Origin of the sequence: Roseateles sp. (assembly GCF_965229315.1) — a bacterium.
Taxonomy (GTDB): domain Bacteria; phylum Pseudomonadota; class Gammaproteobacteria; order Burkholderiales; family Burkholderiaceae_C; genus Pelomonas.
Window position 1 is genome coordinate 2,161,536 of record NZ_CBDDJA010000002.1, and the last position, 17,591, is coordinate 2,179,126.

Consider the following 17,591-nt stretch of genomic DNA (forward strand, 5'->3'; position numbering starts at 1 on the left):
TTCAACCAGTCAGCTGCTCGTCGAGAACCAGGCAGATCAGCTTGAACGACGTCGCGTTGCCGGCGTCCTCGTCGGGGATGGTCACGCCGAAGCTTTCCTCCAGCGCGAGCACCAGGTTCATCTGCTTGAGCGAGTCCCAGCCGTCCACGTTGTCCATGCTGGCGTCGTCACCGATCGCGGACTCGTCGACCTCCAGCACCGAGGCCATCACCTGCTTCACCAACGCCTTGTCAACCATTGCGCAACTCCACCCATGCACTGTCGGCGAGCTGCACGGTGGCCAGCTCGGCGGTATAGAAACGTGTGCCATCGGCTGCCTCGGAAGACAGGCTCAGGCCCAGTCGATCGTAGAAGTCTGCCACCTGGGCATTCTTGGCGGTCGGGCGATAAGCCGCCGTCAGGCGCAGCTTTCCGCGCGCCAGCGCGTCGGCCAGCACCGCCCGCCAGATGGCGAACTCGATGCCGCGGCCGATGACGCGGCAGCTCATCAGGAAGGAATGAACGACCGCGGCATCGCCCTCGTCCACGGTGATCAGCACGCCCGTCAGCCCATGCTCGGCCAGGCGGTCGCTGACGGAGAACGAGTAGACCGTCGCGTCCGGCCGTGCCATCAGCGCCGCCAGGTCGCCGGCCTGCAGCCGCTCGGTCGTCAGGTTGAACTGGTTGGACTTGGCCATCAACTCCGCGATGCGCGGCAACTGCGCAGCGTCGTCGCGCTTGAGCGTGACGGCCAGGCCCAGCGAGCGCAGGTAGTCGGCCTGGTTCGCGAAGCCGGCACGGGCCTCGGCGGCCTCGGCCAGCGCGCGGTACTGCTGCGTCTTGCCGCGGCTTTCGGCGCTGACACCACCGGCGGTGAACAGCGGCGCGATCTCGTCGCGCACCAGCGCCGGGTAGTCCTGCAGCGCCTTGGGCACCTGGAACAAGCGCACCTGCGGCAGCTGCTCGCGCACCGCCTCGATCTCGAAGGCCGAGTCGTCGATGAAGACGAAGCTGTCCAGGCCCAGGTTCAGCTCAGCGGCCAGCGCGCGCAGGTTGCTGGGCTTGTCGGTCCAGTTGACCTTCTTGGCCACCAGCTGCGCGTCGCGCAGCCCCATGTGCGGATGCCGGGTCAGCACCTCGTCCACGTCGGCCGGGTTGTTCTTGCTGTTCAGGCACAGCAGCACGCCTTGCGCCTCCAGCGCCTTGAACTGCTGCTGCACGGTCCAGAAGATATTGCCGGGGAAGCTGTAGCGGTCCAGCTGGATGCCGTCCAGCCCGTCCTCGCCGACGATGCCGCCCCACAGCGTGTTGTCGCAGTCCAGCACCAGCACCTTGTGGAACTGCGTGCCGAAGCGGCGCGTGGCGGCGGCGGCGGCCTGCGCGAGCTGGTCCACGAAGCCGGCCGTGTATGGCGCCTTGCCGCGGAAGTAGAAGCGCGCGTCGAAGGCGTGGCGGGCGCCGAAGCGGGCCAGCAGGCCGGCAGTCTCGACCACCCTCACCTGCGGATGCCGCGCGGCGACGTCGGCCAGGCCGGCGTTGAATGCATCCAGCGCCTGCTGCTGCGCGCTGTGCGCGGCAACGGCCGGGTTCATCAGGTGGCCGGCGAACAGCAACACCTGCGGCACGGCGTTGGCCGCTTGCAGCGCCAGCTCCAGGCGGTTCAGGTAGTCGGCCTGCGCTGCGGCGCGGGTGTCGGCGTCCAGCGTGTCGAGCTGTACCTCCCAGCCGGGCTGCAGGTTGTCGAAGAACGGCAGGATCACGAGCAGGTCGACGCCCGCGCTCGCATGGGCCTGCGCATCGCCGACGAGGTCGTCGTAGTGGCCCTTGGCGACCTGCAGACGCACACCGGCCGCGTAGGCATGGCGGCGCAGGTAGGTGCCCAGCAGGTCCACCGTGACGTTGGCGGCGATGCCGACCTTCAGCGTGCGGAACTCGGCCGTGCTGGCGTCCAGGCGTTTGAGCGCCTGCAGCACCTCCACCATCGGCGCATCGGCGCGGCCCAGGGTGGCGAGCGCGTCGGTGTCGCTCACCATGCCATCGAGCCCCCGCCGTTGACGCGCAGGTTCTGGCCGGTGATGTAGGCCGCCTGCGGCGACGCCAGGAAGGCCACCGCGCCGGCCGTGTCCTCGGGCTCGGCCAGGCGGCGCAGCGGCGTCTGGCGTGCGGCCATCAGTTGCTGCTTCTCGGACACGTTGGAAATGAAGGCGGTGTTGGTCATGCCCGGCGACACCAGGTTGACCGTGATGCCCTGCGGGCCCAGCTCGGCGGCCAGGTAGCGCGTCAGCGTGGACAGCGCGCCCTTGGCCAGCGCGTAGGCCGTCCAGCCGGACACCGGCACGCCGTCCCACGACTGCGAACCGATGGAGATGACGCGGCCGCCGCCGGCCGCGACCATGGCGGGCTTGCAGGCCTGGATCATCAGCAGCGCGCTCTTGAGCTGCACGTCCATCTGCTGCTGCACCTCGCTCCACGCGAGGTCGTCGACGCTGCGCGCGACGATGCGCGGCGACGCGGCGTTGACCAGCACCGTCACGCCGCCGAATCGCTTCTGCGCCTCGGCCACCAGCTTCGCGGCACCGGCCTCGTCGGACACGTCGGCCTGCACGGCCACCGCACGGCCGCCGGCCTCGGTGATGCGCGCCACCAGCGCCTGCGCCCGCTCGGCGCTGGCGTGGTAGTTGACGACGACGGCATGGCCATCGGCCGCCAGCGTCTCGCAGATGACGCGGCCGATGCCGCCAGCGCCGCCGGTGACGATGGCCACCTTCAATGCGGCCTGCGGCGCCTCGACCTTGGGCTTGGGCGGCTCCAGCAGCTTGACCTTGCCGCCGCCCGACAGCACGACCTGGCCATGCTGGTTGGTGATGCGCGTGTCCAGCTCCAGCAGGCGGTCGCGAGGGTGCTTCTTCAGCACCGTGCAGGTGACGGTGAGCGTGTCGCCCAGCCGCACCGGCAGGTTGAAGTCCATCGCCTGCGACACCCACAGCGCGCCGGGGCCGGGCAGCTTGGTGCCGATGACCGTCGAGATGAAGGACGCCCCCAGCATGCCGTGGACGACGATTTCCTTGAACGAGGTCTCGGCCGCGTAGTCGGCATCGACGTGCAGCGGGTTGTCGTCGCCCGTCAGCTCGACGAAGCGGCGGATGTCGGCCTCGGTGATGGTCTTGGTCAGCGACTCGGCATCGCCTTCCTTGACCGCGTCGAAATCGGCGAACACGCTCATCGTGCGGCTCCTAGTCCAGCGAAGCGGAGAAATCGGTGGTGCGCAGGGGGTTGGCCGGGCTGGCGGCTAGGCGCAGAGCGCAGCCAAGGCTGGACGCCTTGGCAAGCGCTGCAACGACGCAGCCGGCCCGGCCAACCCCCTGCCCGAAGGGTGAGCCCCTGGCCGACCCTCCCTTTGCGTTGCAAATGCTCGCCGGGTGTCCAACCCGGCTCCGCCTTGCGCCTTGATGGCGTATCGGCCAGGGACTCACGCACCATCGATTTCTCCGCTTCGCTGGACTAGCGTCCAGCGCCACACGCTGGCGGCAAAGTTGAAGCCGGCGCCCACACCGGCCAGCGCGACGAGGTCGCCGTTCCTGATCAGGCCCTGGCCCACCGCCTCGCTGAGCGCGATGGCCAGCGACGCCGAGCCGCTGTTGCCCACGGTCGCGACATTGGTGTAGGTCTTGTCCAGCCCCAGGCCCATCTTGCGCACGAGGTACTCGATGAGGCGCAGGTTGGCCTGGTGGAAGACCATGAAGTCCAGCGCCTTCACATCCACGCCGGACTTCTCGCAGGCGCGGCGGATGGTGGGCGGCAGGTGCGTGATGGCCTGCTTCCAGGTGGCGATGCCGTTCATCTCCATCAGGTCCACCGCGGCGTCGAAGGCGCGGCCGTTGTTGGCGTGGGCCGCACCGCCGCCGCGCAGGCGCACGGCCTCGTAGTTGGACGGGTCCGTGTGGAAGGCCGAGGCCTGGATGCCCTGCCCGGCGTCCACCGGCCCCAGCACCGCGGCACCGGCGCCGTCGCTGAGGTAGATGGCCGTGTTGGCATCGGTGCGGTCGATGTAGCGGCTGCAGAACTCCACGCCGATGACCAGCGCATAGCCCACCGTCGGGTCCACGCGCATGCGGTCCGACGCGGCGGTCAGCCCGGCGACGAAGCCCGAGCAGTTGGCCTGCAGGTCGTAGATCTGCGCGCTCCTGGCGCCGAGCTGCTGGGCGACCTTGGCCGACAGCGGCGGGAACTGGTAGTCGCCCGAGAACGTGCAGCAGATGATGAGGCCGACCTGCTCGGGCGTGACGCCAGCCATCTCCAGCGCCTGGCGCGCGGCGTTCACCGAGTAGCCCCAGGCCGTGTCGTCGGGCGCGGCGATGTAGCGGCGCTCGATGCCCGTCTTCTCGACGATCCACTCGGGCGTCACGTCGAGGTTGCGACACAGGCTCTCGTTGTCCTCGAACCGGGCCGGCAGGTGGTGGCCGACGCCGATGATGGAGACGGCAGGCAGGTGGGGATTCAGCATGGTCATGCGGGAACAGTCGCGGACATGAAGGCGCGAAGCTCTTCGTTGCCGGCGTGGATCTCGTCGATGGTGGCCGTACCGCCGTGCCCCGGCAGCACCAACGTGTCGCCCGGGATCCAGGCGAACAGGGCCTTCAGCGAGGCGCGCAGTTGGTCGTGGTCTTCGCCCGGCAGCTTGGACAGCGCCGTGCGGCGGGCATACAACGAATCGCCGGAGAACAGCAGGCCGTCGACGAGGATGCCCGCGCCGCCCGGCGTGTGGCCCGGCAGCGCGTGGAAGGTGAAATGGCGGCCAGCCAGCTCCAGGCTCGCGCCGTCGTCGGCCAGCAGCGTGAATTCCGGCAGCGTGATGCGCGCCTTGATCTTGAACGCGGCCATCAGGAAGTTGGACAGCTTGGCGGTCTTCTGGTCCTGGGCGCGCAGGTAGACCGGAACGCCGTAGCGCTGCTGCAGCCAGGCCGTGCCGCCGACATGGTCGAAGTGACCGTGCGTGCACAGCACGGCCACCGGCGTCCAGCCGCTGTCGGCGATCGCCCCTTCGACGCGCTCGCGGTCCAGCCCGGGATCGACGACGACGCAGGTGCCGGCCTGCTGCGGGTCGGCCAGCAGGTAGGTGTTCGAGTGCAGCTCGTGGTTGGTGATGCGACGCAGCGCACCACCCAGCAGGCTCTCGACCGCCGCCTTCGTCATGTCAATTCACTCCGCCCAGGAACACGGTCTGCGCGGTGACGTAGCCGCTTTGCTCGCTGGCGAAGAAGTCCACCACGTTGAAGATGTCGTCCGCCGTCGCGTAGCGCGGCAGCGGCAGTCCGGCGATGACGGCATCGACCTTGTCGCGCGGCAACTGGCCCAGCATGTCGGTCGCTATGGCGGTGATGCCCAGCGTGTTGCAGGTGATGTTCAGCGGCGCGAATTCCTTGGCCATCACGTTGGCCAGCGTCGCCACCGCCGCCTTGGTGGCGGCGTAGATGGAATCGCCGATGGGCTCCAGGCTGGCGGCCATGGAGCCGATGTTGATGATGCGGCCCCACTTGCCCTTGCGCATCAGCTTGGCCGCCTCGCGCGACACCAGGAAGGTGCCGAACAGGTTGGTCTCCAGCATGCCGCGGGCGGCGGCGGGCGGCATGATCATCGAGTACTGCGAGGTCAGCACCGCCGCGTTGTTGACGACGATGTCCACCCGGCCGAACGTCTTGCGCACCTGCTCGAAGCCGCGCGCGACCGACTCGGCGTCGCCCACGTCCACCGCGATGGCCGTGTAGCCCTCGGCCACGAGGTCGTCGTCGGCATGGCGGCTGAAGCCGATGACCCGGGCGCCTTCCTTCAGGAAATGCCCGGCCAGCAGCCGCCCCACGCCACGGCGCGCGCCGGTCACGAGGACGATCTTGCCGGCGTAGCGCATCAGGCGAGCAATTCCAGGATGTAGGTCTTCAGCGCCGTCACGTCGGTGAAGGGCACCGGGTCGCGGCTCATGGCCTTGTCGTCGGTCAGGCTGATGGGCTTGCCGAACTGGTCGGACACGGCGGTCTCCAGGTCGACGATGACGGACACCAGCGACAGCGAATCCAGCGCCGAGCCCTCGCCAAACAGGCAGGTGTCGGGGCCGATGGCGATCTGCTCGTCGGCGCCGCGCTCTTCGTTGAGCGTGCGCAGCGCCTGGTAGATCGCGTCCAGCACGGCGGCTTCTTGGGAGGCAGTCATCTCGTCAGTCCTTGGGTTTCAGCGCCGCGGCTCGGCGGCCGGCGGCAATCAGCGAATTCATGCGCGGCAGCGCCTGCGTGCGGTACTCGTCGGCCAGCATGCCCAGCCACACGGCATCCTGGAAATGGCCGTTGATGAAGTAATGGCGGCGCATGCGCCCCTCCTCCTTCATGCCCAGGAACTTCTGCCACTTGATCATCAGCACATTGTCGGCCGCCACGGTGCCGAAGATGCGCTGCAGGCCCAGCCGGTCGAACACCAGCTCGTAGACCAGCTTCATCGCCTCAACGGCGGCCGGGATGCCGCGCACCGCGGCCTCGTCGCCGATGAGGAAGCGCCCCGGCTCGCAGTGGCTGTGCTCCGTGTCGATGCCGGTGACCGACACCATGCCCACCTCGCGGCCGTCCTTGAGCCGGATGACGAAGTTGTACTCGGCCTCGGGCCGCCGGGCGATCCACGCCGCCTGCTGCTCGACGGTGGCCGCACCGCGGTTCAGGTTGGCAGCGCGCTGGCTCTGGCGCCAGCCGAAGGTCAACGCGGCATGAGCCGGCGTCAGCGGCACCAGATCGACGAACTCGCCGGTCAGCGTCAGCGCGGGCATGTCAGCGCTTGACCGTCAGCACCATCGCCAGCGCGCCGGGCACGGGCAGCCCCGGCTTGGCCGGCGCGTAGGCGTTGGCGAAGAAGCTGTGCTCCAGGTGCAGGCCGGCGGCCTCGACCTGGGCCACGACCTCCTCCGGCTTGCCGTAGAGGTAGATGTGGTCGGCATGCGCGGCGTTCAGCGCTGCAGTGACGAACAGGCGGCCGCCCGGCGCCGTGAGCTTCTTCAGGCCGACGAGGAAGGCGACCGGGTCTTCCAGGTGCTCCAGCACCTCCACGCAGACGACGGCGCGGTACTGCTGCGGGCTGCCTTCTTCCAGGATGTCCTGGCGGCGCAGCGTGTAGCGCGGGCCGAAACCGAAGCTGCCGACGTGGGCGCCGGTGAACTCCAGCGACAGCGGGCTGATGTCCAGCCCCGTGCCGCGCAGGTGGGGCAGCGCCTGCAGCGCCAGGCGCGAGTAGATGCCGGTGCCCACGCCCACCTCGGCGAACTCCTCCACGCCCTGGCGCTGCAGCCACGGCAGAAAGAAGCCCTTGAAGTATTCGATCTGCTGGTAGTGGTGCGTCCACAGGTAGTGGGACAGCAGCAGGCCGGGCAGGTACTGGCGACGCATGTAGTCGTCGTTGTAGTAGACCTCGGCGGCGGCTTCGGCGTAGGTCTTGGCCGGGTAGCTCAGTTCCTGCTCGAAGCGCTTCTGGCGCCGCATCGAGTCCATCACGAAGGCGGCATAGCCCTTCACCGCATCCTGCAGCGCGGCGTCGTCACCGTAGAAGTTGGCGAGCATGGCCGAGAAATCGGCGGCCCACACCGGTCCGAACTCGGCCTCGGCGCGACGGACGCTGTCGCGCGCGAAACGCGCCGAGCTCTCCATCATCGTCAGGAGCTTGGCAATCGGCGCCGGGGCTGTCGGGAACATTCGTGTCCTTTGCAGGGGGTGACCGGGTGCGAAGTATCGGGCCGGCTCAGCGCAGCGGCGTGATGACGCCGCGGCCCATGGACCACATCATCGCGACGACCTGCTGCGCGTCGAACAGCGCGTTCACGTGGGCGATGCGCATCGAGTAGTAGTCGCTCTCCGCGCCCATCACGTCGAACAGCGAACGGCGGCCGAGCTGCTGCCACTGCTGCAGCGTCGACGCGCGCACGCGGTCGCTGTTGCGCAGGATCTCGACGACGCGCCGTGCGCGGTCCAGCGATGAGTTGGCCGTTTCGTACATCTCCAGCAGCCGGTAGCGCTTGGCGTCGATGGTCTCGTCGCGTTGCAGTGCCGCGGCCTGCGAGCGGCGCGCCGCCGCGGTCAGCGAGGCGTCGGCGCCAGGCTGGTACAGCGGGATGTTGATGGCCACGCCGCCGATCCACTCCGTCGCCTTGCCCGTGCCGATGGTGGACGCGCCGTTCATCAGCAGGCTCACCGACGGCTTCTGGCCCGCCAGCACCGACTCCGCGTAGCTGCGCTGCGCCTTGGCCTGCGCCGTGGCCTGCGACACGTCGGCGGCCAGCAGGATGTCGGTCTGCATCTGCTCCAGCTCCGGCACCTGGGCCAGCACGGCGCTCATGCCGGCGCTGGGCGGCAGCGTGTCGCCCACCAGGCGGCGCAGGCGCACCTCGGTCTGGCGCAGCGCGCTCAGCGTCTGCTCGTAGGCCAGGTCGGCCTGCTGCAGGCTCTTCTGCGCCTGCACCAGCTCGCTGGAACGGCCGCGGTCGGACTTGGTGATGATCTCCAGCGCATCGACCAGGCAGGCCATCTTGCGCACGTACTGGGTGTAGACCTGGGCCTGCAGCACGTAGCGGCTGCGGTCCAGCGCCAGCGACACGGTCTGCAGCGCGAGCTGCTCCTCGGCGCTGCTCTGGCCGAACTTGGCGGCATCGGCCAGCTGGCTGCGCCATTCGGTCAGCTTGGTGATGCGGCCGGCGTCGTAGATCGGCGCGGTGACGTTGAGGCTGGCGCGGCCCTGCATGCCACGCGGCTGGTCGACGCCGGCCACGATGCTGCCGGCATAGCCGGCCGTCGTGGACAGCGACACCTGCGGCAGCCGCGAGGCCTGTGTCTCCTCCAGGTCGGCCTGTGCCGCCTGGGCCAACAGCCGGGCCACGCCGATGGGGCGGCTGCGCTGCAGTGCCATCTGCACCAGCTCCTGCAGCTGCGCGCGGGGATCGGCGCTGCTGCTCTCGATCATGCTGGCGTCGCGGCCCGTGCGCGACGGGCCGGCGTCTTCCTCCTGGCAGCGGCCCTGCGAGGGCGGCGGCTCGGCGACCGGCACGGCGGGGGCCACGGCCTTGGACGGGCGCGCCTGCGCCGGCGCGGCGGGACCCGGAAGCACCAGGGTGGCCGCGAGGCCGCAGATGAGGAGATGGCGGAACGGGTACGGCATGGCCCCGTCACTAGACCATCCCACCCCGGCCGGCAAAGGCCGGAAAAGCGGTGTGCCGGGACGGTATTAGCGTTCGCGCAGCGCTTCGCGTGACTTCATCATCGGCCGCAGCAGGTAGCTCAGCACCGAGCGGTCGCCGGTGCGGATCTCGACGGTGGCCTGCATGCCGGGGATCACCGGCAGCGGCTTGCCCTTGAAGCTCGTGTTGTTGCGGTCGGCCGAGACGACAGCGCGGTAATACGTGCTGTCGTTGTTCTTCTCGTTCTCGCCCATCGCGTCGGGGCTGATGTATTCGATCTTGCCCTCCAGGCCGCCATGCACGTTGAAGTCGTAGCCGGTCAGCTTGATCTCGGCCGTCTGGCCGACGCGGATGAAGCCGATGTCCTTCGGCTTGATCCGCGCCTCCACCAGCACGCGCGGGCCGATGGGCGAGATCTCCATGATGGGCGCACCCGTCGTGATGACGCCGCCCACGGTGTTGACGCGGATGTTCTTGACGACGCCGTGCACGGGCGACTTCAGCACCGTGCGCTGCATCGCGTCCTGGCGCACCACCATCTGCTCGTCGAGCTGGGCCATCTCGGTCTGGATGCGCACCAGCTCGCTGCTGGCCTCCTGGCGAAAGCGGCTGACGCGCTCCGTGCGCTGCTGCTGCAGCTCGTTGACCTGGCGGTTCAGCCGCATGACCTCGACATCGGACATCAGGCCCTTGGCCGCCATGTCCTGGGCGATGCGCTGCTCGCGCGCCAGCAGGCCGGCGCTGCGGCCGATGGCGCTGACGGCCTCGTCGAGCAGGCGGCGGCGCGCCTCGAAGGACTCGGTCTCGGCCTCGGCGATGCGTGGCACGGCCAGGACCTCGGGCGGGAACTTCAGCGCCCGGCCGTTGGCCTCGGCCTGCAGCCGGGCCACCTGGGCCTTCAGCGCCAGGCGCTTGGCCTGGCCCTCGTTCTGCGAGGCCTCGACACGGGTGGGGTCGAGCTGCGCCAGGTCCTGGCCGACCTGCACCTCCTGGCCTTCGTGCACATGCAGCTCGCGCAGGATGCCGCTGTCCAGGCTGGCGATCACCTGCTCGCGGCCATCGGGCACGACGCGCCCGTCGCTGCGCGTGACCTCATCGACATGCGCCAGCGACGACCAGGCGATGGCGGCCACGACGGCGGCCAGCAGCAGGTACAGCACCCACGTCGCCCGCGGCAGCGGCTCGTCCAGCTTGGCGCTGTCCAGGCCGGTGACGAACAGGCTCTCCTGCCGGCTCAGCGCCATCTTGTCGTTGCTGGCCATGGCGGCTTACACGGAAGCGGAACGCTGCACCGGCTGGGCCGACGGGTGCATGTGCAGGTTGCCGTTGCCCTCGGCGGCGGCCGCAGCGGCGGCAGCCTGCGGGTGCGCGGGGCGCACGCCCGACAAGGCGGCCAGCACCTGGTCGCGCGGGCCGTCCAGCACCATGCGGCCGCTGTCGACGACGATGATGCGCGACACGAGTTCCAGCACGGCCGGCCGGTGCGTGACGACGACCAGCGTGCAGCTGCCCGCCGCGTCGCGCAGCTGGCGCAGGAAGGCGGTCTCGCTCTGCGCGTCCATGGAGCTGGTCGGCTCGTCCATCAGCAGGATCTGCGGCTTGGTGACCAGGCTGCGCGCCAGCGCGACGAGCTGGCGCTGGCCGCCGGACAGCAGCGCGCCCATCTCACCCACCGGCAGGTCCCAGCCCTGCGGGTGGCCGGCGATGACGCGGTCCAGGCCGGTCAGCCGGGCGACCTCGACGAGCCGTGCCGCATCGATGTGCGCACGGCCCATCAGCACGTTGTCGCGCAGCGTGCCGTGGAACAGCCGCGGCTCCTGCGACACGAAGCCGATGTGGGCGCGGAACTCCGCCGGGTCGAGCTGGCGCAGGTCGATGCCGTCGACATCCACCATGCCTTCGCTCGGGAGGTACAGGCCTGCCAGCAGTCGCAGGATGGTCGACTTGCCGCTGCCGATGCGGCCCAGGATGGCGACACGCTCGCCCGGCTCCAGCTTCAGGCTGACGTTCTTCAGCACCTTGGGCGCGGCGGCGTCGCCAACGCCGGGGTAGCTGAAGCCCACGTCGTGCAGGCCCAGGCGGCCGCTGAACTGGTTCAGCGGCACGTAGTTGCGGCTGCTGTCGCGCTCGGTCGGCGCCTGCATCATGCGGTCCAGCGACAGCATGGCGGCGCGCGCGCCCTGGTAGCGCGTGGCCAGGCTGACGAGGCTGCCCAGCGGCATCAGCGCGCGGCTGGCGAACATGACGGAGCCGATCAGCGCGCCGGCCGTGATGAGGCCATCCTGGATCAGGTAGACGCCCCACACCAGCATGACGAGGTTGATGCTCTGCTGCATCGTCATCGAGATGTTGGAACTCCAGCTCGACATGTTGCGGGCCTTCAGCGCCGACTCGGCGGCGATGGCCGTGCTGGTCTCGTAGCGGCGCAGGAAGCGGCCTTCGGCGCCCGAGGTCTTCAGGTCTTCCAGGCCCTCGATGGCCTCGACCAGCGTGCCCTGCAGGTCGGCCATCTCGGTCATGTTGGTGCGCATGGCGCGGCGCAGATAGCCCTGGATGGCATACGTCATCACCAGGATGAACGGGATGGCGATGACCAGCACCCAGCCCAGCGGCCCGCCGATGATGAAGGTCATGCCGACGAACAGCAGCACGAAGGGCAGGTCCGTCAGCACCGACATGGTGGCCGACGCGAAGAACTCGCGCACGATCTCGATCTGCGCCAGGTGGTGGGCATAGGAGCCGGCCGATCCCGGCTTGTGCTCCATGCGCACGCCCAGCGTCTGGCGGAACAGCTTGGCGCCGATGATCATGTCGGCCTTGCGGCCAGCCAGGTCGATCAGGTGGGCACGCAGCTGGCGCGAGAACAGGTCGAACAGCAGCGCGATGCCGGCGCCGATGGCCAGCGCCCACAGCGTGACCAGCGCCTGGTGCGGGATGACCTTGTCGTAGATGACCGATGTGACCACGCCGGACACCAGCATCAGCACGTTGCTGAGCAGCGCCGCGATCATGGCCGAGCGGTAGTAGGGCACGAAGCGCTTGAGCGTGCCCCACAGCCAATGCTCGCCGGGCGGGCGCAGGATCTGCCCGTCCGCCGGGTTGCGGGTGTGCGCCTGGGACTGCTGCAGCGGCGACACGGCCAGCATGAAGCCGCTGTACTCGGGCTCCAGCTCGGCCGCCGCCGCCGGCACGGCCGCCGCCTCGGGGCCGGGGAAGACGACCTCGTAGCGCCCGTCACCCAGGCGGCGCACCAGCACGCAGGCGTCGCCGCCATGCAGCAGCAGCACCGCCGGCAGCAGCAGGTCGTTGATGTCGTCGATGGACTTGCGCAGCAGGCCGGCGTTGTAGCCCGCCTCGCGCATGATGCGGATGGCACCGTCCGGCGCCAGCGGCCCTTCGACCGGCGCGCCCGCGCGCAGCGACTCGGGCGAGCGCGGCTTGCCGTGGTGGCGCGTCAGCCAGGCCAGCGCCTGCAGCAGCGGGTCGCCCACCGGCTGGCTGGTGAGGTTCTCCAACGGGTCTGGCGCGGGCGGCGGCTCGCCGTTCGCGGCCAGGCGCAACCCCGGCGCCTGCGGCTGGCCGTCGAAGAAGGGGTCGTGCTGACGCGGCATTTAGGCCTTCTGCCTCGCATCGAGCGCCAACCGCTCGAATGCATGCTCTATATCGCGCACCGTGGCCGGGATGTCAAACAGCGGCGAGCTGTGTCCGTGCTCGGCCAGGTAGCGCTTGTAGGACGCGGCCCGGGCCGGCTGGTTGCCGATCTGCACCGCACGCTGCTCGTACTCCTCGAGGGTCGTCGTGATGAGGTCGGGCAGGCCAACCGCCGTCAGCAGGCTGCCGGCCATGCGGGAGATGTAGGTGCGGCCCGCGCGCGTCAGGATGGGCGTGCCCATCCACAGGCAGTCGCTGGCGGTCGTGCCGGCGTTGTAGGGGAAGGTGTCCAGGAACAGGTCGGCCAGCTGGAAGCGGGCCAGGTAGTCCGCCGGCTGGGCACGCGGCGCGAAGACCAGGCGCTCGGCGCTGATGCCCTCTTCCGCGGCCACGCGGGTCAGGTTGGCCTGCGCGAACGGGTTGTCCGCCAGCAGCCACAGCACGCTGCCAGGCACTTGGCGAAGGATGCGCATCCAGCAGCGCCAGACGGCCTCGCTCATCTTGTGATTGTTGTTGAACGCGCAGAAGACGAAACCGCCCTCCGGCAGGCCGGCCTCGGTGCGCGTGGGTGCCGCGTTGGCGGCCCGGCGGCGGTCGCTGACCTGGTAGCTGTTGGGCAGGTAGATGGGCTTTTCGGTGTGGTACGGCAGCACGTCGGGCGTCATCACGAAACGGTCCGCGATGATCCAGTCCACGCCCGGCAGCGCCGACGTGGCGGGCAGCCCCAGGTAGCTGACCTGCACCGGCGCCGGGCGCCGGGCCAGGATGCCGGGGCGCGCACCGCTGGTGAGGCCTTGCAGGTCCACCAGCACGTCGATGCCGGCCGCGGCGATCAGCTCGGCGGCCTGGGCGTCCGGCACGCCGGCCAGCGGCGTGAAGTGGTCCATCGCGGCCTTGATGCGCGCGCGCAGCGGCGTGCCGTCCTCGCGGCTCCAGCAGAAGGCGTGGACCTCGAACTTCTCCCGGTCGTGCAGTTCGTACAGCTCGGCCGTCAGCAGGCCCACGGCGTGCATGCACAGGTCGCCGGACAGGTAGCCGATCTTGATCTTGCCGTCGCGCACGCGGCCCCGGTGCAGCGGCGCCGCCGTGACCTTGGGCACCTTCTCGTGCACGAAGCGCTGCGCGGTCAGCAACTGCAGCGCGGGGTCGTCGCTCTCGTCCAGCATGCCCAGCAGCGATGTGCTCATCAGCAAGTGGTTGTGCGTGACGTCGGCAAAGGTCTCGTACACCGGCCAGGCGCACTGCTTCTGGCGGATGTGCACATAGTGCTGGGCGACATCGCTCTGGCGCGGGCTCAGCGCCAGCGAGCGGCGCATCAGTGCCTCCGACTCGTCGTAGCGCTTGAGCGACTCCAGCAGCCGCGCCGCGTTGTTGAGGGCGTGCAGCCGCAGGCTGAGCGGATCGGCGCCGAGGCTGGCGGGCGCTTCGTCCTCATAGACGGCGCGCCAGTGCTCCAGCGCCTCGCCAACACGCCCCTGGTGCTCGACCTGGTGCCCCAGGTTCAGCCGCGCTTGCGCGAAGTTGGGCGCCAGCGCCAGCGCCAGGCGGTAGGCCGTTTCGGCTTCAGCGTGACGGGTCAGGTCGCCCAGGATGGCGCCCCAGTTGAAGCAGGCCACGTGCCGAAACGGCGACGGCGTGGCGGCCACCCAGTTCTGGTACAGCAGCGCGGCGGCGGTCGCCACACCGGCCTGCTGAAGGCGCCCTGCGGCGTCCAGCAGCTCCGGCAGCGCCATCTGGCCGCTGCGCGCCGACGCAAGCCACTGCTCGACCTGGGCAAGGCCTTGGGACTGGGCAGGGGTGGGTGTGGACATGTCCATACGGCGTACGGCGGCAGAAAGCGGATCGTCGGCCGATTTTCAGGCCATGCCCACCCGGGAGGCCGGCCGAAAAGACTGCAGTTTGCGCAGCATTTCCCGACCGGGGGGCTTCAGCCGGCGCGTTCAGCCGCCCAGATAGTCGCTTTTGCCCAGCGGCACGCCCGCATGGCGCAGCAGCGCATAGGTCGTCGCGGCGTGGAAATAGAAGTTCGGCGTCGCGAAATGGCTGAGGTAGGTCAGGCCGTCGAAAGCCAGCGGATCGCCCGAGCGGCGCGGGATGCTGATCGCACGGCCCTCGCTGCCCTCGAACGCGGCGGCCGGGACGGACAGCACGTAGTCGCGCGTCTTCCTGATGCGCTCGGCCAGGTCGTCCAGCGTCGCCTCGTTGTCCTCGTACTTCGGGATCTCCTGGCCCGCCAGGCGCGCCACGCAACCCTTGGCGGCATCGCTGGCGATCTGGATCTGCTTCGGGAAGGGCAGCATGTCGGGCGCCAGCCGCAGCGTCAGGTAGACGTCGGGCGAGAACTTCTTCGCCTCGGCGTGGGCCTTGGCGGCGTCAATCCAGTTCAGCATGTTGCCCAGCATCCTGGCAAACACAGGGGCGCTGGCCGCGTGCATTGAAATCGTCGTCATCGGGTGGTCTCCTTGAGGGAAACCGATGGTAGCGATCCCGGCCGTCGCGCCACGGCGACCGGGGCACAATCCCCTCCGCCTATGAACGTGATCATTCTGGACGACTACCAAGATGCCGTGCGCAAACTGCGCTGTGCGTCCAAGCTGGAGCCGCTGAACGCCAAGGTGTTCACCAACACGGTCAAGGGCATCGGCCAGCTGTCGGTGCGGCTGCGCGACGCCGAGGTGCTGGTGCTGATCCGCGAACGCACCGCCTTCCCGCGGCAACTGCTCGAAAAGCTGCCCAAGCTCAAGCTCATCTCGCAGACCGGGCGCGTCGGCAGCCACATCGACGTCGAGGCCTGCACGCGGCTGGGCATTGCGGTGGCGGAGGGCGTGGGCAGCCCGGTCGCGCCGGCCGAGCTGACCTGGGCGCTCATCATGGCCTCGATGCGCCGTCTGCCGCAGTACATCGGCAACCTCAAGCATGGTGCCTGGCAGCAGGCCGGGCTGAAGGCCGCGTCCATGCCGGCCAACTTCGGTGTCGGCATGACGCTGCGCGGCAAGACGCTGGGCATCTGGGGCTACGGCAAGATCGGCCAGCTCGTGGCCGGCTACGGCCACGCCTTCGGCATGCAGGTCACGGTGTGGGGCAGCGAGGCCTCGCGGCTGCGGGCCGAGGCCGATGGCTACCAGGCCTCGCCCAGCCGCGAGCGCTTCTTTGCCGAGGCGGACGTGCTGTCGGTGCACCTGCGCCTGTGCGACGCCACGCGCGGCATGGTCACGCCGGACGACCTGGCCCGCATGAAGCCCACCGCGCTGTTCGTCAACACGTCGCGCGCGGAACTGGTGGCCGAAGGCGCGCTGGTGTCGGCCCTGAACCGCGGCCGCCCCGGCATGGCGGCCATCGACGTGTTCGAGAGCGAGCCCATCCTGCAGGGCCACCCGCTGCTGCGGCTGGAGAACGCGGTGTGCACGCCGCACATCGGCTACGTGGAGCAGGACAGCTACGAAATCTACTTCGACGCCGCCTTCGACAACGTGCTGAACTTCATCCAGTCGCAGCCGACCCACATCGTCAACCCCGAGGCCTTGAAGGTCCTGCGTTGAGCCGGCCGGCCTCGCTCAGCCAGCTCTTCCTCGCGTTCTCGCGGCTGGCGCTGCAGGGCTTCGGCGGCGTGCTGGCCGTCGCGCAGCGCGAGCTGGTCGAGCGGCTGGGCTGGATGACCAAGGAAGAATTCGTCGAGACGCTGGCCATCGCGCAGGTGCTGCCCGGGCCCAACATCGTCAACCTGTCGATGATGATCGGCGACCGCTTCTTCGGCCTGCGCGGCGCGGTCGTGGCGCTGACAGGCATGCTGGGCGTGCCGTCCATCGTCGTGCTGGGCCTGGCGGCGGCCTACGGGCAGTTGTCAGCCCATCCCATCGTCGTCAACGCGCTGCGCGGCATGGGCGCGGTGGCGGCCGGCCTCATCCTGGCCACCGGCATCAAGCTGCTGCCGGCGTTGAAGTCCAGCCCGCTGGGCCGGCCGCTGGCGCTGGGCCTGGCGCTGCTCGCTTTCGTGGCCATCGGGCTGCTGCGCTGGCCGCTGGTCCACGTGCTGGCCGTGCTGGGCGGCGGCGGCATGGCCGTCGCGTGGTGGAGGCTCAGGCGGCCATGACACCCCCGGTCGACCTGCTGAGCCTGTTCCTGCACTTCCTGACGCTGTCGCTGCTGGCCATCGGCGGCGGCATCACGACGGTGCCGGAGATGCACCGCTACCTGGTCGACCAGACCGGCTGGCTGACGGACACGGCCTTCACCTCGTCCATCGCGCTCGCCCAGGCCGCGCCAGGCCCCAACATCCTGTTCGTCGCGGTGCTGGGCTACAACATCGCCGGACTGCCCGGCGCGGCGGCGTCCATGGCCGGCATGATGCTGCCGTCCTCGGTGCTGACGCTGACCGCCACGCGCTGGGCGCGCAAGAACCGCGAGCACGTCAACCTGCGCGCCTTCTCGGCGGGCATGACGCCGCTGACGCTGGGCCTCGTCATCGCCACGGGCTGGCTGCTCGCCCTGCCCTTCCTGAAGGCCGAGGACCACCGCTGGGGCACCGTGGCGCTGATGGCCGTGACCGTGCTGCTGGTGCTGAAGACCCGCCTGGGCCTCGTGTGGATGGTCTTGGCGGGCGGCGTGCTGGGGGCAATCGGCATCGTCTGACCCGACGCATGGGATTTGCGGGCCGAGCGCCGGGCCGCTCCCAATCCGGCCCGCCTGGAGCGATGTGCTTGCGGTTCCATGCCGCAAGCATCACCGCCCCCTCGGGTGGCCGACCAGCTTCGCCCGCGTCCAGCGC

17 protein-coding genes are annotated in these 17,591 nt (G+C 69.7%); 3 read left to right on the forward strand and 14 right to left on the reverse strand.

Features of this window, described 5'->3' with window-relative positions:
* Nucleotide 1: 1 nt before the first annotated feature.
* The 14 genes from ACO07H_RS14810 to ACO07H_RS14875 form a co-directional block, all read right to left on the reverse strand.
* Nucleotides 2-238, reverse strand: a complete 237-nt coding sequence (locus tag ACO07H_RS14810; protein WP_422015421.1) for an acyl carrier protein — start codon at nt 236-238, stop codon at nt 2-4.
* Nucleotides 231-2,009, reverse strand: a complete 1,779-nt coding sequence (locus ACO07H_RS14815; protein ID WP_422015423.1) for an HAD-IIIC family phosphatase — start codon at nt 2,007-2,009, stop codon at nt 231-233. Before ACO07H_RS14815 ends, ACO07H_RS14810 begins: the two co-directional genes overlap by 8 nt.
* Entirely contained in the window at nt 2,006-3,202 is a 1,197-nt protein-coding gene (locus ACO07H_RS14820) for an SDR family oxidoreductase (protein WP_422015425.1), read from the reverse strand. Before ACO07H_RS14820 ends, ACO07H_RS14815 begins: the two co-directional genes overlap by 4 nt.
* 246 nt (nt 3,203-3,448) lie before the next feature.
* Nucleotides 3,449-4,489 carry a 3-oxoacyl-ACP synthase III family protein gene (locus tag ACO07H_RS14825; protein WP_422015427.1) on the reverse strand — a complete coding sequence of 347 codons (1,041 nt, stop codon included), beginning with the start codon at nt 4,487-4,489 and terminating at the stop codon, nt 3,449-3,451.
* Complete coding sequence (locus ACO07H_RS14830; protein ID WP_422015429.1) at nt 4,486-5,172, reverse strand: MBL fold metallo-hydrolase; 687 nt, start codon at nt 5,170-5,172, stop codon at nt 4,486-4,488. The genes ACO07H_RS14825 and ACO07H_RS14830 overlap by 4 nt, the downstream gene beginning before the upstream one ends.
* 1 nt (nt 5,173) lies before the next feature.
* On the reverse strand, nt 5,174-5,884 hold the full coding sequence (locus ACO07H_RS14835; RefSeq protein WP_422015431.1) for an SDR family NAD(P)-dependent oxidoreductase: 711 nt from the start codon (nt 5,882-5,884) through the stop codon (nt 5,174-5,176).
* Nucleotides 5,884-6,183, reverse strand: coding sequence for a hypothetical protein (locus ACO07H_RS14840; RefSeq protein WP_422015433.1), 300 nt, complete (start codon nt 6,181-6,183; stop codon nt 5,884-5,886). The genes ACO07H_RS14835 and ACO07H_RS14840 overlap by 1 nt, the downstream gene beginning before the upstream one ends.
* Nucleotides 6,184-6,187: 4 nt before the next feature.
* Nucleotides 6,188-6,784: a GNAT family N-acetyltransferase gene (locus ACO07H_RS14845; RefSeq protein WP_422015435.1), complete on the reverse strand. Its 597-nt coding sequence runs from the start codon at nt 6,782-6,784 to the stop codon at nt 6,188-6,190.
* Nucleotide 6,785: 1 nt separating this feature from the next.
* On the reverse strand, nt 6,786-7,700 hold the full coding sequence (locus ACO07H_RS14850; RefSeq protein WP_422015437.1) for a class I SAM-dependent methyltransferase: 915 nt from the start codon (nt 7,698-7,700) through the stop codon (nt 6,786-6,788).
* Nucleotides 7,701-7,746: 46 nt separating this feature from the next.
* Nucleotides 7,747-9,156 carry a TolC family protein gene (locus ACO07H_RS14855; protein WP_422015439.1) on the reverse strand — a complete coding sequence of 470 codons (1,410 nt, stop codon included), beginning with the start codon at nt 9,154-9,156 and terminating at the stop codon, nt 7,747-7,749.
* 66 nt (nt 9,157-9,222) lie between these two features.
* Nucleotides 9,223-10,437 (reverse strand): HlyD family type I secretion periplasmic adaptor subunit, encoded by a 1,215-nt coding sequence (locus ACO07H_RS14860; protein ID WP_422015441.1) that lies wholly within the window; start codon nt 10,435-10,437, stop codon nt 9,223-9,225.
* A 6-nt stretch (nt 10,438-10,443) separates the two neighbouring features.
* Nucleotides 10,444-12,786: a type I secretion system permease/ATPase gene (locus ACO07H_RS14865; RefSeq protein WP_422015443.1), complete on the reverse strand. Its 2,343-nt coding sequence runs from the start codon at nt 12,784-12,786 to the stop codon at nt 10,444-10,446.
* Entirely contained in the window at nt 12,787-14,637 is a 1,851-nt protein-coding gene (locus tag ACO07H_RS14870) for an acetylglucosamine transferase (protein WP_422015445.1), read from the reverse strand.
* Nucleotides 14,638-14,766: 129 nt separating this feature from the next.
* The gene (locus ACO07H_RS14875; protein ID WP_422015447.1) at nt 14,767-15,276 is read right to left on the reverse strand and encodes a DUF1993 domain-containing protein; all 510 of its coding nucleotides are present in this window, start codon (nt 15,274-15,276) and stop codon (nt 14,767-14,769) included.
* A gap of 81 nt (nt 15,277-15,357) precedes the next feature.
* Here ACO07H_RS14875 and ACO07H_RS14880 point away from each other — a divergent pair, with 81 nt between their 5' ends.
* Genes ACO07H_RS14880 through ACO07H_RS14890 form a run of 3 tightly spaced genes read left to right on the forward strand, consistent with a single transcriptional unit; the run spans nt 15,358 to nt 17,455 of the window.
* Complete coding sequence (locus ACO07H_RS14880; protein WP_422015449.1) at nt 15,358-16,365, forward strand: D-2-hydroxyacid dehydrogenase family protein; 1,008 nt, start codon at nt 15,358-15,360, stop codon at nt 16,363-16,365.
* Nucleotides 16,362-16,916 (forward strand): chromate transporter, encoded by a 555-nt coding sequence (locus tag ACO07H_RS14885; protein WP_422015451.1) that lies wholly within the window; start codon nt 16,362-16,364, stop codon nt 16,914-16,916. The genes ACO07H_RS14880 and ACO07H_RS14885 overlap by 4 nt, the downstream gene beginning before the upstream one ends.
* Nucleotides 16,913-17,455 carry a chromate transporter gene (locus tag ACO07H_RS14890; RefSeq protein ID WP_422015453.1) on the forward strand — a complete coding sequence of 181 codons (543 nt, stop codon included), beginning with the start codon at nt 16,913-16,915 and terminating at the stop codon, nt 17,453-17,455. The genes ACO07H_RS14885 and ACO07H_RS14890 overlap by 4 nt, the downstream gene beginning before the upstream one ends.
* Nucleotides 17,456-17,591: the final 136 nt, after the last annotated feature.

Coding starts and splice junctions, on each gene's coding strand:
- ACO07H_RS14835 (WP_422015431.1), bottom strand. CDS start 5,884: ATGCGCTACGCCGGCAAGATCGTCCTCGTGACCGGCGCGCGCCGTGGC.
- ACO07H_RS14875 (WP_422015447.1), bottom strand. CDS start 15,276: ATGACGACGATTTCAATGCACGCGGCCAGCGCCCCTGTGTTTGCCAGG.
- ACO07H_RS14865 (WP_422015443.1), bottom strand. CDS start 12,786: ATGCCGCGTCAGCACGACCCCTTCTTCGACGGCCAGCCGCAGGCGCCG.
- ACO07H_RS14810 (WP_422015421.1), bottom strand. CDS start 238: ATGGTTGACAAGGCGTTGGTGAAGCAGGTGATGGCCTCGGTGCTGGAG.
- ACO07H_RS14830 (WP_422015429.1), bottom strand. CDS start 5,172: ATGACGAAGGCGGCGGTCGAGAGCCTGCTGGGTGGTGCGCTGCGTCGC.
- ACO07H_RS14840 (WP_422015433.1), bottom strand. CDS start 6,183: ATGACTGCCTCCCAAGAAGCCGCCGTGCTGGACGCGATCTACCAGGCG.
- ACO07H_RS14825 (WP_422015427.1), bottom strand. CDS start 4,489: ATGACCATGCTGAATCCCCACCTGCCTGCCGTCTCCATCATCGGCGTC.
- ACO07H_RS14880 (WP_422015449.1), top strand. CDS start 15,358: ATGAACGTGATCATTCTGGACGACTACCAAGATGCCGTGCGCAAACTG.
- ACO07H_RS14850 (WP_422015437.1), bottom strand. CDS start 7,700: ATGTTCCCGACAGCCCCGGCGCCGATTGCCAAGCTCCTGACGATGATG.
- ACO07H_RS14890 (WP_422015453.1), top strand. CDS start 16,913: ATGACACCCCCGGTCGACCTGCTGAGCCTGTTCCTGCACTTCCTGACG.
- ACO07H_RS14845 (WP_422015435.1), bottom strand. CDS start 6,784: ATGCCCGCGCTGACGCTGACCGGCGAGTTCGTCGATCTGGTGCCGCTG.
- ACO07H_RS14860 (WP_422015441.1), bottom strand. CDS start 10,437: ATGGCCAGCAACGACAAGATGGCGCTGAGCCGGCAGGAGAGCCTGTTC.
- ACO07H_RS14855 (WP_422015439.1), bottom strand. CDS start 9,156: ATGCCGTACCCGTTCCGCCATCTCCTCATCTGCGGCCTCGCGGCCACC.
- ACO07H_RS14820 (WP_422015425.1), bottom strand. CDS start 3,202: ATGAGCGTGTTCGCCGATTTCGACGCGGTCAAGGAAGGCGATGCCGAG.
- ACO07H_RS14870 (WP_422015445.1), bottom strand. CDS start 14,637: ATGTCCACACCCACCCCTGCCCAGTCCCAAGGCCTTGCCCAGGTCGAG.